We start from the raw sequence: 11886 nt of genomic DNA, 5'->3' as shown, positions 1-11886 counted from the left end.
AGCATGTGCCACATCAGGATGGGCCACACGAGCATGTCGACGGTCATCCAACTGAGCAGCAGCCGCCACTGCGGCAGTGCCAAAACAGCTGGAACGACCAGCCAGAGGGAGTACTGCGGGCTCCACACCTTGTTGATCAGTAGGAAGCAGGCGACGATCAGGAAGAGCAGTTCCGCGATCCGGGGTGTGCGTGGCGCCTTCAGGCCGAGGATCAAGATGGCTGCACAGGCGACGATGAACAGAACGAGAGTGACCGTGTTCAGGATCTCCGGGGCACCCTCGCCCTGGTCGAAACCTGCCCAACCGGTCATGCGTGAGATCACCGCATAGATGGTGGTCCATTCCCAGGAGCGCTCCGAGTTCAGGCGGGTAAATTCCGCCCACGCCTGTGGGTACGCCATCATGATGGGAACGTTAACCACCAGCCACGTGGCAACTGCGGAAAGCGTCATCGTCCCGAAGGGAATGAAGGAACGCCGGCGGATCGCCACCACCAGGTACGCGCCCAGCAGGAAGAGTGGCCACATCTTGAAGGCGGTACCCGCCCCGATCATCACGCCGGCCCAGATGAACCTCTTGTTGCGGGCGAGCAGCAGTGCTGCGGCGACGAAAAAGATGGAGGGGATATCCCAATTGGTGAAGGCGTGCATGATCAACAGCGGCGATGCGGCCACCAAGATGGTGTCCCAGACCCGGTTGCCCGCAAGCTCCGCCACGATGCGGATGGTGCACACCCAAATAATCGACAAGACCAGCGCGGTGAGATAGAAGTACCAGCCGGCATCGGGCAGGAAGTCGTCGACAAGCCAATACGTATTGCGGGCAATCCAGCCCATGAAGCCCTGGAACAGCCCCGCGAGCACGGGATATTCCATGTAGCGGGTCAGATCACCATCCACCCAGGAGTAGGCGTAGACGAAACCGGGCTGGTCCAGGCCGCGCCCGCCGTAGAGCGGGGTGATGTCGTTATAACAAAAAGAGGTGTACTGGCGGTTGCCCGACCAGTTGAGCACGATGCTGCCGTCGTCGGCACGCACCCCGCCGGCGCAGTTCGCCTTCGCCAGCAAGCCGAACCCCAGGAACACCCAGGCGACGGCGATCAGGGCGCGCAGAGGTGTCCACCAGCGGGCCCGGCCGATGCGGGAGAATCGTCCCATCGGCCCGCCCAGCTTGTCGACGACGCCTGCCGCCAGGGGTTCTGTGTGCGCGGGTTGGACGCGGTGCCGCGGGTGCGGGGCGGTGCGGGAAGGAGCCTTCGTGCCGCCGTTGGACACTACTATCACAACCCGATGTCGAGGCCGTCGAGGATTTCGCCGACGTCCGGTACCGGTGGCGGCACAAGTTCTGCGTCCGGAGCCGGTGCCGGTGCGGGGGTCGGTGCCGGCGCGGACGGCGGGACAGGCACCGGCTCTGGGGCGGGCTCGGGCTCCGGCGCTGGTGCTTGGACAGCGCTGGAGGCGCTGCCACCGCCACCACCTGACGTACCGGTGGACTCAGAGGTGTAGCCAGAATCCGAGGAATAACTGGAATCCGTCGAGCCGGAGCCGGAGCCGGAGGAATAACCGCCACCGGTGTATCCGGCGCCGTTCACACCCCAGAAGATCGGGTCAGCGGTGGGGAATGACTGGAAGTCCTGGCCCTGCAGCGAGGTGTCCAGCACCTGCTTCCAGATGTCGGTAGCGGCACCGGAACCGTACATGTTGCCACCCCATTGGTTGAAGATGGGGGAGGTGTTATCGGCGGTGCCCACCCACACTGCGGCGGTCAGCTGTGGTGTTGTGCCCACCATCCAGGTGTCCTTGTTCAGGCCGGTGTCTCCCAACTGGGAGGTACCGGTCTTGGATGCGGAGGGGCGGCCACCGGCCAGCGCGCCATTGGAGTAAGCGGCCACGGGCTCCATGGCGTTAATAGTGGCATCCGCAACTTGGGCGGACACGCGGCGCTCAGAGTATTCGGGATCGAACTGGTACAGCACTTCACCGTCGACGGTTTCTACGCGTTCCACGAAGTGGGTTGGGTGCCACACACCGTGGTTGGCCAAGGTTGCCACCGCGGTCGCCATGTCTAGAGCGCGGGACTGGTACTGGCCCAGCACGATGCCCTCATAAGGCTTATTCCCGTTCTCCGTCAGGGTCTCCGGGATCCCAGGCAGCGAACGCGCGATTCCCAGTGCGTGGGCGATGTCGGCGGTGTCCTGGGTGGTGTCAGCCAAGTCGTCTTGGAGGCGGATGAAGGAGGTGTTGTAGGAGTGAGTCAGTGCGTTAGCGATCGTCGTATAGCCCGCGGACACACCGCCAGCGTTGGTCACCGTGATCCCGCCAGGCAGCGTCACTGGCGAAGAATCATAGGTCGCGCTCAGCGGGATGCCCTGCTGCAGTGCAGCGGCCAAGCCGAAAATTTTGAAGGTGGAACCGGTCTGCAGCGCCGCATCTGCGTAGTCCCAGCCGGACGCATCGTCGCCGCCGTAGTAGCCACGCACGGCGCCGGTGCCGGGCTCAACGACGACCACTGCCGCCCGAGCGTCATCCTGCAGCGTGGCCAGGTTCTGATCCACCGCGTCTAGGGCGGCTTGCTGCACATCGTTGTCGATCGTCGTGGTGATCTGCAGGCCACGGTTCGTCACGTCCTGCTCGGTGATACCGATCAGCTCGAGTTCCCTGATCACCTGATTCTTGATCATGCCGTTGGCGCCAGAGGCCTCGGTATAGGCGGAGTACTCGGCCGGGTCACGGACTTCTGGGAACTGGGCCGCCTGACGCTGTGCCGGCGACAGCTGCTCCATCTCGACAAGGCCGTCCATGACGTAGTTCCAGCGGGACTCTGCGCCTTCGCGGTTGGTCCACGGATCGAGCTGGCTTGGCAGCTGGATCAGGGCGGCCAGCATCGCGCCTTCCTCAACAGTCAGCTCTGATGCGGGCTTGGAGTAGTACGCGTGCGCCGCAGCCTCGATGCCGTAGGCGTTGCGCCCGAAGTAAATCGTGTTCAGGTAGGCGGCAAGGATGTCTTCCTTCTCCCACTGATTGGTCATCTTCACCGAATAGACCAGCTCACGCGCCTTGCGCACGTAGGAGTGCTCATTACCGACCAGGGCGTTCTTCACGTACTGCTGCGTAATCGTGGAACCGCCGCCGGCGGAGTCATTGCCCGTCAACTGCCCGATGACAGCACGGGCGAAGCCGGTGAAGGAGAAACCTTGGTTCGTCCAGAACTCGCGGTCCTCCGCGGCAAGCACCGCGTTTTGGACGTGTTCCGGGATCTGGTCCAGCGAGATCTGCTCACGGTTGCCCTCAGGGGGCACGATGCGCGCAAGTTCCGTCGTGGAGTCCGCCGCGAAAATCGAGGAGACCTGAGCGGCCTGCAGTTCTTGCGGCTCCGGCACGTCGGCCTTGAGGTAGGCCACGCCGAACGCGCCAAGAGGGATCGCGATGATCAGCGCCATGACGACGGCGAGGGTCGCCAAAATTGTCTGGCGCCTTTTGCCTTTGCGACGCCCCTTCGAGTTTTTCTTTTTCGACGAAGAGCTCTTCGCTGAAGACGAGCCCGTGCTGGTCGATTTTTCGGCGCGCGAGGATTTCGCGCCTCCACCGTTGTTGGTGTTGCCACCATTCTCAGAGTCTGTAGCCACGCAGTTTGTCCTACCGGTTCACTTATGAATTTGCGATTATTGCTCTTAGTGCAGGTTACTTCGTTTTGTAGCGATACGTGAATTAATCACGCGCTCACGTGCGCCTGCTCTTCAACAAGCAGATGATTCCAATGGCACGTGGGGCATACCTCCACCGTGTGCACAGTGAGTTCCCCGATCTCAGCGGTGATTTCGGCGATCTCTTCGTCGTTACGCGCCGTGCCCGAACGCCGACCAAGCTTTTCGCTGTAGATCCACTTCACATTCCGCATCTCGCCCTCGCAGATGGGGCAGGCGCGTGACGACGACCGCCCGTGGAATTGTGCAGCTGTGATGAGGAGGAAGTCAGCGTCACACACGTTGTCGCGAGGTACGCGCCCAGCATGAACGTGGCGCAGGAGGTTTCTGCGCTCCCACTCATGCGAAATTTGCTGACTAAATTTGATCACGCTAACTATCCTACTTGATCGATCAACCTGCAGTTTTCGTGTTCTGGATGGGGCATTTTGGGCCAATCCTTTCTAGTCTGATGGAGATATACCTGAAATTTCAACAATTGCAGGTCAGTCTCAACGAAAGGGCTAGACACATCTCATGAGCACAATCCGAGTAGCCATCGCCGGAATTGGCAACTGCGCCACTTCCTTGATCGAGGGTGTGGAGTTCTACCGCAACGCCGACCCCGCAACCAAGGTGCCGGGCCTGATGCACGTCCAATTCGGCGATTACCACGTGGGGGACCTCGAGTTCGTCGCTGCCTTCGACGTGGACGCGGACAAAGTGGGCAAGGATCTTGCCGACGCCACACGCTCCAGCCAGAACAACACCATCAAAATCACTGACCTGGAGCCACTGGGCGTGACCGTCCAGCGCGGCCCCACCCTCGACGGCCTGGGCACGCACTACCTGGACACCATCGAGGAATCCGCGGAGGAACCGGTCGACGTGGCCGCCGTGCTGCGCGAGCGAAAGGTGGACGTGCTGGTCTCCTACCTGCCAGTGGGCTCTGAAGAGGCCGACAAGTTCTACGCGCAAGCGGCAATCGATGCGGGTGTGGCCTTCGTCAACGCCCTACCTGTCTTCATCGCTTCGGACCCAGAGTGGGCGAAGAAGTTCGAAGAGGCCGGCGTGCCGATTGTCGGCGATGACATCAAGAGCCAGGTGGGCGCCACCATCACCCACCGCGTGATGGCAAAGCTCTTCGAGGACCGCGGCGTGCGCCTGGAGCGCACCATGCAGCTGAACGTGGGCGGCAACATGGACTTCATGAACATGCTGGACCGCAACCGTCTGGAGTCCAAGAAGATCTCCAAGACCCAGGCCGTCACGTCCAACCTGAAGGAATCGCCGATCGCCGGCAAGAAGGAAGACCGAAACGTCCACATCGGCCCGTCCGACTACGTGGCGTGGTTGGATGACCGCAAATGGGCCTACGTCCGCCTCGAGGGCACGGCGTTCGGTGAGGTGCCACTGAACCTGGAATACAAGCTGGAGGTGTGGGACTCGCCGAACTCTGCTGGCATCATCATCGATGCGGTACGAGCTGCGAAGATCGCCCTCGACCGTGGTGATGCGGGCCCGATCCTGCCGGCCAGCGCCTACCTGATGAAGTCTCCTCCAGTGCAGCTCGGCGACGAGGACGCCCGCGCTCAGCTGGAAAGCTATATCGCAGGGTCTGAAGATTAGATAATTCAGGCTGGCTAGACAATTTCGTCCACGCAACTATGTCTACAATGGGGTCATGGCTTCAACTGATTCTCTTGACCCCTTAGACATTGCGGCACGCATCCGCCCGTCACTGACCAAGCTGTACGTGACCTATTTCCGTATTGCTGACCAGTCGGATCTGACGGGCCCGCAGCTGTCAATCATGACTCGGCTGAAGGAAAATGGCGCTTCGCGCATCAGCCATGTCGCCCAGGCAGAAGGCATCCGCATGCCCACCGCTTCCAACGCCCTGCACCAGCTTGAGCAGCGTGATTTGGTGCGTCGCATCCGCGAAACATCGGACCGTCGTGGCGTGCTGGTGGAGCTCACTCCCCTCGGGGAGCAGGAATTGGAGCGGGTTGGCGATGAGCGCACCCGTTACCTGGCGGACATGATCGCAACGCTTGACGACGAACATCGGGCGAAGGCCGCGGAGCTGGCTGATGTGATTAATGTGCTGGCAGAGACCTACAGCACGGAGCAGATTTCCAATAAGTCTGAGTAGCCTGCGATAATGGTAGCTACATAGTTACTACTACCAGAGCATTACTCACGACTTCTTTATGCCGACTGATCAATCATCGCCTGCCACCGTCGCCGCCCTCCTGGGTGAGAGACCGCTCCGCATTCTCGTTGCTTGGGACCCCGCGAACGACGATACCGGCGGCACTGAAGCCCTCGAATTTGCCGCCTGGCTGGGTCGCAGCATGCCGGTCACCGTTCGCGTCGCTTCCACACTGTTGCGCCCGTGGCCTGCATCGTTGAACAAGACCGGGAAGAAATACAAGAAGTGGCGCAAGAATGAAGCCGAAGCCTGCGCCAAGGCCGTCGAGGAAGCGCTGACAGACGTCGAGCTGCCCCGCGCCCAGTGGGATTCTCAGTTCTCTACTTTCGCCGATGGCCAGAATGAGGCCCAGTTGCTTACCGACGAGGCGGAGCATTTCGAAGCGGACCTCATCCTCTTCGGCTCCAATGCGGCCGCGTCGAAAGGCCGCTTCCTAGCCGGCTCAACCACCGATGCCCTGATGCACTCTTCACCGACCGCGCTCGGTTTGGCCCCGCGTGCGGTGAAGCTGTCCAAGAAGGGCGTGACCCGCGTCAATTTCGCCTATATCGATGACCGTGCCGACGAAAATAGCCCCGGCCTGCTCTTCGCCGCTGAGCTGGCGGCCGAGCTCGAGGTGCCGCTGCGCATCATCACCTTCTCCCCCACCGGTTTGTCCGATGTGACGTTGAGCAAGCCAAAGGGGATGGGCAGTGAGCTTATCGACGAGTGGAACGAGCAATCCCTCGGAATGTTGGATCTTGCCCGGGACCGCGTTATTGAACACCGGGACTTCATCGAGGTGGAAACGGAGGTTGGTTCGGGCCGTGGTTGGGGCAATGCCGTCGATTCCCTGAAGTGGAAGAAGGGCGACTTGATCTGCATGGACTCCCACCCGATGGGGACTTTGGAGCGGGTGTTTGTCGGCTCGACGGCCAATGAATTTTTACGGCATGTGACCGTACCCGTAGTGATCCACCCGTACCGCAGCGCCTAGGGTAGGGAGTATGACTCACCCCGAAAATGATCTGACCTCCGATTATGACTATTCGAACCGGGCCCGGCCAGATGCAGAGTCTTTTGATGAGCTCGCCGACCAGCCGGACCCGCTCGAGGTTGCCGCGCGGAACAAGGCCTCGACGCGGCAGGCCATCTTATATATGGTGTCGTCGATCGTCGTCACGCTCGCTATCTCCGGCGCCCTCGCCCTGATCTTCCGGCTAATCGGCGGACCACTGTGCGAAGCCGGCGAAGCCGTGTGGCTGTGCTCCCAGTCGCAGCGCACGTGGTGGGCAATCTTGAGTTCGATCCCACCGGTGGCGGCGTTGATTGGCTGCGCGGTGATTATGGTGCGCAAGCTCAACCGCTATGAACGCTGGATGCCCTGGATGGGTGTGTTGTGGTTGCCGCTGCTCCCCTTCACCATGTGGTGGCTGACCATCACCGTGGGTATCCTGGCCACCGACTTTATCTAGGCCGTGTTGCTGAGCTTGCTCAGCAACACCCCCACCTGATGGGGGTGCAGTTGTGCACTGATAGGTAGATCACAATAACCTGTCACCTACATCGCAGCCTATGAATGGACACCCATGACTAAAGACCATGAGGCCCGCACTTCGGGTAGCACAACTGTTGAACACGACGACTCGTCGACAAGCTCGACAAGCGAAACACAAGCCAAACCCAAAGGCTTCCTGGGGTATGTCGAAAGAATAGGCAACAAGCTCCCGCACCCATTCTGGCTCTTCGTGATCCTGGGCGGCGTTACGCTGGTCGCTTCGTGGATCGGCTCACAGATCGGGATGAGCGCCACCCAACCCGACACCGGTGAGACGGTGGACGTGGTGAACCTGCTCACCCGTGACGGGCTGCAGCAAATGGTTTCCGATGCGGTGAATAACTTTGTCACCTTCCCGCCGCTTGGTGTCATCCTGGTGGCGATGCTGGGTGTGGCCGTAGCTGAGCATTCGGGCCTGCTCTCGGCGGCCGTGCGCGGGATGGTCTCCAAAACAGGGCCACGCACTCTGACTTTTGTGGTGGCGCTGGCCGGCGTGACGGGTTCAGTGGCCTCTGACGCCGTTTACGTGATCGTGATTCCGCTGGGCGCGATGGCTTTCTACGCGCTGGGGCGTTCCCCGATCGTCGGCGCGATGGTCGCGTTCGCGGCATCGTCGGCGGGCTTCAATGCCTCCCTCGTCCTGAATATCACCGACCTGCTGCTCGCCGGCATCTCCACCTCGGCCGCGCAGCTTGTCGACGACACCTACGAAGTTTCCGGGCTGGCCAATATCTTCTTCGTGATCCCATCGGCCATCGTGCTGTCTTTGATCATCACAGTGGTGACGGAGTTTTTCGTCGATAAGAAAGCACATCAGATGATCAACCACGACGAGATCAACGAAGAGGAAGTCTCCTTCGGCGACGAGGTACCCAAGACGGAGGAGGAGCGCCTGGAGCAGCTGAAGCTCGACGAACATGAGAAGAAGGCGCTGAAAGTCACCGGCGTGGTGCTGGCGATTTTGCTCGCGGTGTACTTCGCGCTGCTGTTCGTGCCGGGTTCGCCGTTTGTCAACGATGGGCAGGTGATGGATTCGCCGCTGATCCGCTCGATTGCGGTGCCGATCACCGCCTTCTTCCTGCTGTGCGGCATCACCTACGGCTTGGTGGCGCGCTCCATCACCTCTGCTGCAGACGTGCCGGAGATGATGGCCGAAGGCTTGAAGACGATGCTGCCGATGATCGTGCTGTTCTTCGCTGTCTCCCAGTTCCTGGCCTGGTTCGAATGGTCCAACCTGGGCCAGTGGACCTCCATCCGCGGCGCCGAACTGCTCCAAGCCTTGGACCTGCCGCACTGGGCGCTGTTTGCCGTATTCGTGCTGCTGGTCGCCATGCTCAACCTGCTCATCACCTCGGGTTCCGCTCAGTGGGCGTTGATGGCACCGGTGGTCGTGCCCATCATGATGTATCTCGGTGTCTCGCCGGAAGTCACGCAGATGCTCTACCGCATTGGTGATTCGCCAACCAACATCATCACCCCGATGTCGCCCTACTTCGCCCTCGCCCTGACCTTCCTGCAGCGCTACTACTCCAAGGCCGGGGTGGGCACTCTGATGTCGCTGGCCCTGCCTTACTCAATGACGATGATGGGCGGCTGGTTCCTCTTCTTCCTCGCCTGGTACTACATGGGCATTCCGCTGGGGCCGGGCTCCCCGATGGAGTACCCGGCGGTCTAGTTCGGCTGTTTCGCCGCCGTGCACTCCGCGCAGAACGGGTTGGACTCCCAGCACTCATCGCAGGTCAGGTACTGCTGGCGATGGTGGGGCTCATTGGTGCAGTTCTGGAACTGATTCGTCGGCGCGCCACAATGAACGCAGTGCCCCAGTTGGATGTAGTTCGGGTCATCCGGATCACCGAACTGGGTGTGCTGGCGCGCGTCGAAGACGAAGAGCGAGCCCTCCCACAGGCCCGAGTTCGCGTACTTTTCGCCGTAGCGGACGATGCCCCCGTCGATTTGGTAGACCTCGTTGAACCCGCGGTTTTTCATTAACGACGAGAGGATCTCGCAGCGAATACCGCCCGTGCAGTAACTGATGACCTTCTTGTCTTTCATCCAGTCATACTTGCCGGACTCCAGCTCGTCGATGAAGTCATGCGTCGTCTCCACATCGGGCACCACCGCACCCTTGAACTTGCCGATCTCCGCTTCACGCGCATTACGCCCATCGAAAAATACGACATCATCGCCGTACTTTTCGACGAGCTCATTGACCTCGTGCGGTTTCAGGTGCTCGCCGCCGCCGATCACACCGTGCTCATCCACCTTGAGCTCGCCCGGCGCGCCGAAGGCCACGATCTCATCGCGCACCTTTACCGACAGTTTCGGGAAATCTTCCTTGCCACCCTCGGACCACTTGTACTCCATGCCCTTGAAGTACTCTTTGGTTTTCTTCGCATACTTCTTGCAGGCGTCCATGTCGCCGCCCACGGTGCCATTGATGCCGTGCTCGGAAATCAGGATCCGTCCGTGGAGGTCGAGGGATTCGCACAGGTCGCGTTGCCACAACCGGATCGCCTCTGGGTCGGCGATAGGGCGGAACTGGTAATAAAGAAGGATTTTGCTCTGCGACATAACCCCAGAATAATCGCAGGCCGCCTAGGTGCCTAAAAGCCCCCTAGAACTCGAGCTCGAAATCGTCGGCGAGGGCCTCGTCGATAAGCGAGGTGATGGCGGCGGGCTGGGAGGTGAGTTCCTCAAGCGTGGCCTTGAGCTGTTCGATCGGTTCGGCCTCCGCGGAGGATGCGGAGAAGAAGTCGGCTGAGCAGTCAAAAGAGAAGGGGCCGTCGAGGCGGTCGCATTCCCAGAGGTAGACCACCACTCGCTCCCAGAAGTAGCCCATGGGTGAGAAGCCGCGGTCTGCGATTGTCTGATCCACGTCCGTGGTGAAGGCCTCGAAGATCAGGGAGTAGCCGCCGATGTATTCCACATGATTGAAGTCAACAGACATGGCCCAAGCCTACCGCTTGTAATAGAGCCGTTTCTTCCAATACTGCGGGTCGCAGGTGACCAGCACGCCGAGGTTGCGGAAGATGCCCTCGTCGACACTGCCCAGGATGGTGGTGGTGTGGGCGTCGCAGCCGGACAGGTTTTGGAGTTCGGCGAGCGCCCGGCGGGATTCCTCATTGTCGGCGGCGGACACGCTTAGGGCAATGAGTACCTCGTCGGTGTGCAGGCGCGGGTTGGAGGAGCCCAGGTGCTCGGTCTTCAGTGTCTGGATCGGCTCGATGGATTCCGGCGACAGTAGCAGGGCCTCGTCGGGGATGCCGGCCAGGTGCTTCAGTGCGTTGAGCACAACGGCGGCAGACGGGCCTAACAGTTCGGAGGTCTTGCCCGTCACGATGGTGCCGTCGGGCAGCTCTAGTGCGGCACCCGGGCTGCCGGTATCAGCGGCCACCTTCTGGGCGGCGGCAACCACGGTGCGCTCGGCGACGGTGATCTCAGCTTTCCGCATGATCATGGAGATGCGGGTGGATTCATCTTCGTCCCGGTCCTCGCGGCGTTCGTCGACAAGCGCCTTGAAGTAACGGCGGATGATTTCCTGGCGGGATGCGGCGCGGCAGGCCTCGTCGTCGGAAATGCAATAGCCGGCCATATTCACGCCCATGTCCGTGGGCGACTGGTAGGGCGACTCCCCCAGCACCTGCTTCAGCAGCGCCTTGAGCAGCGGGAATACCTCGACATCGCGGTTATAGCTGGTCACCTGCTCGCCGTAGGCGCTCATGTGGAAGGGGTCGATCAGGTTCATGTCGTCCAGGTCCGCGGTGGCGGCCTCATAGGCCAGGTTCACGGGGTGCTCGAGGGGCAGGTTCCAGATCGGGAACGTCTCAAACTTCGCATAACCTGCATTGATGCCGCGTTTGTGCTCGTGGTAGACCTGCGAGAGGCAGGTGGCTAGCTTGCCGGACCCTGGGCCCGGCGCGGTCATCACGATCACGTCGCGCGATGTTTCCACGTAGTCGTTGAGGCCGAAGCCTTCCTCGGAGACGATCAGCTCCGTGTTATTTGGGTAGCCGGGGATCATGCGGTGGCGCGCGGTCTTCAGTCCCAGGCGTTCCAGGCGCGCGATGAACGCTTCGGCTGGTGTGTTTCCGTCTTCGAGCTGCGTCATCACCACATGTTCGACGAGGAACCCGGCGCTGCGGAATTCGTCGATCAGCCGGAGCACGTCTTCTTCGTAGGGGATGTCTAGGTCGGCGCGCCGCTTCTGGCGGGTGAGATCCTTGGCGTTGATGCACACCATGATTTCCACGTCGTCCTTGATGCGCTCCAGCATCGCAATTTTATTGTCCGGGGTGAAGCCGGGCAGGACGCGGGCGGCGTGCATGTCGTCGAAAAGCTTGCCGCCCATTTCGAGGTAGAGCTTGCCCCCGATTTCTGCCCGCCTCTTATTGATGTGCTCTGACTGCAGCTGAATATATTTTTCGCGGTCAAAACCAATGGTGTGGGGCACTG

11 protein-coding genes are annotated in these 11886 nt (G+C 60.9%); 5 read left to right on the top strand and 6 right to left on the bottom strand.

Annotation, left to right across the window (positions count from 1 at the left end; translation table 11 throughout):
- From ACHFGA_RS04775 to ACHFGA_RS04765, 3 genes are all read right to left on the bottom strand, one after another.
- On the bottom strand, positions 1–1274 hold a 1274-nt coding region (locus ACHFGA_RS04775), incomplete at its 3' end, for a glycosyltransferase family 87 protein (protein ID WP_394281281.1).
- A gap of 5 nt (positions 1275–1279) precedes the next feature.
- Positions 1280–3625 (bottom strand): transglycosylase domain-containing protein, encoded by a 2346-nt coding sequence (locus tag ACHFGA_RS04770; RefSeq protein WP_394281279.1) that lies wholly within the window; start codon positions 3623–3625, stop codon positions 1280–1282.
- Positions 3626–3711: 86 nt separating this feature from the next.
- On the bottom strand, positions 3712–4074 hold the full coding sequence (locus tag ACHFGA_RS04765; protein ID WP_394281278.1) for a DUF5318 family protein: 363 nt from the start codon (positions 4072–4074) through the stop codon (positions 3712–3714).
- 145 nt (positions 4075–4219) lie between these two features.
- Here ACHFGA_RS04765 and ACHFGA_RS04760 point away from each other — a divergent pair, with 145 nt between their 5' ends.
- From ACHFGA_RS04760 to ACHFGA_RS04740, 5 genes are all read left to right on the top strand, one after another.
- Positions 4220–5311 (top strand): inositol-3-phosphate synthase, encoded by a 1092-nt coding sequence (locus tag ACHFGA_RS04760; protein WP_018581201.1) that lies wholly within the window; start codon positions 4220–4222, stop codon positions 5309–5311.
- Between the two features lie 55 nt (positions 5312–5366).
- Positions 5367–5837 (top strand): MarR family winged helix-turn-helix transcriptional regulator, encoded by a 471-nt coding sequence (locus ACHFGA_RS04755; protein ID WP_394281277.1) that lies wholly within the window; start codon positions 5367–5369, stop codon positions 5835–5837.
- A gap of 58 nt (positions 5838–5895) precedes the next feature.
- The gene (locus ACHFGA_RS04750; protein WP_394281276.1) at positions 5896–6873 is read left to right on the top strand and encodes a universal stress protein; all 978 of its coding nucleotides are present in this window, start codon (positions 5896–5898) and stop codon (positions 6871–6873) included.
- A 10-nt stretch (positions 6874–6883) separates the two neighbouring features.
- The gene (locus ACHFGA_RS04745; protein WP_394281275.1) at positions 6884–7351 is read left to right on the top strand and encodes a hypothetical protein; all 468 of its coding nucleotides are present in this window, start codon (positions 6884–6886) and stop codon (positions 7349–7351) included.
- A 114-nt stretch (positions 7352–7465) separates the two neighbouring features.
- Positions 7466–9109, top strand: a complete 1644-nt coding sequence (locus tag ACHFGA_RS04740) for an AbgT family transporter (RefSeq protein ID WP_394281274.1) — start codon at positions 7466–7468, stop codon at positions 9107–9109.
- On the opposite strand, the gene ACHFGA_RS04735 is transcribed toward ACHFGA_RS04740, so the two are convergent.
- From ACHFGA_RS04735 to ACHFGA_RS04725, 3 genes are read right to left on the bottom strand one after another with little or no spacing between them, the layout of a single operon-like run.
- Positions 9106–10005: a rhodanese-related sulfurtransferase gene (locus ACHFGA_RS04735; protein WP_394281273.1), complete on the bottom strand. Its 900-nt coding sequence runs from the start codon at positions 10003–10005 to the stop codon at positions 9106–9108. The two genes, ACHFGA_RS04740 and ACHFGA_RS04735, sit on opposite strands and share 4 nt — an antisense overlap.
- A 43-nt stretch (positions 10006–10048) precedes the next feature.
- Positions 10049–10381 carry an Imm51 family immunity protein gene (locus tag ACHFGA_RS04730; RefSeq protein ID WP_394281272.1) on the bottom strand — a complete coding sequence of 111 codons (333 nt, stop codon included), beginning with the start codon at positions 10379–10381 and terminating at the stop codon, positions 10049–10051.
- 9 nt (positions 10382–10390) lie between these two features.
- Positions 10391–11884 carry a DUF1846 domain-containing protein gene (locus ACHFGA_RS04725; protein WP_394281271.1) on the bottom strand — a complete coding sequence of 498 codons (1494 nt, stop codon included), beginning with the start codon at positions 11882–11884 and terminating at the stop codon, positions 10391–10393.
- Positions 11885–11886 lie beyond the last annotated feature (2 nt).

Source organism: Corynebacterium sp. (assembly GCF_043426755.1).
In the GTDB taxonomy this organism is placed as follows: Bacteria; Actinomycetota; Actinomycetes; order Mycobacteriales; family Mycobacteriaceae; genus Corynebacterium.
The sequence above is the reverse complement of the archived record's forward strand: the minus strand, read 5'-3'. Positions and strand labels throughout refer to the sequence as shown.

What these genes read in the sequence shown, in the direction of transcription:
- ACHFGA_RS04755 (WP_394281277.1), top strand. Translation starts at nt 5,367, where the DNA reads ATGGCTTCAACTGATTCTCTTGACCCCTTAGACATTGCGGCACGCATC.
- ACHFGA_RS04740 (WP_394281274.1), top strand. Translation starts at nt 7,466, where the DNA reads ATGACTAAAGACCATGAGGCCCGCACTTCGGGTAGCACAACTGTTGAA.
- ACHFGA_RS04760 (WP_018581201.1), top strand. Translation starts at nt 4,220, where the DNA reads ATGAGCACAATCCGAGTAGCCATCGCCGGAATTGGCAACTGCGCCACT.
- ACHFGA_RS04745 (WP_394281275.1), top strand. Translation starts at nt 6,884, where the DNA reads ATGACTCACCCCGAAAATGATCTGACCTCCGATTATGACTATTCGAAC.
- ACHFGA_RS04735 (WP_394281273.1), bottom strand. Translation starts at nt 10,005, where the DNA reads ATGTCGCAGAGCAAAATCCTTCTTTATTACCAGTTCCGCCCTATCGCC.
- ACHFGA_RS04750 (WP_394281276.1), top strand. Translation starts at nt 5,896, where the DNA reads ATGCCGACTGATCAATCATCGCCTGCCACCGTCGCCGCCCTCCTGGGT.
- ACHFGA_RS04730 (WP_394281272.1), bottom strand. Translation starts at nt 10,381, where the DNA reads ATGTCTGTTGACTTCAATCATGTGGAATACATCGGCGGCTACTCCCTG.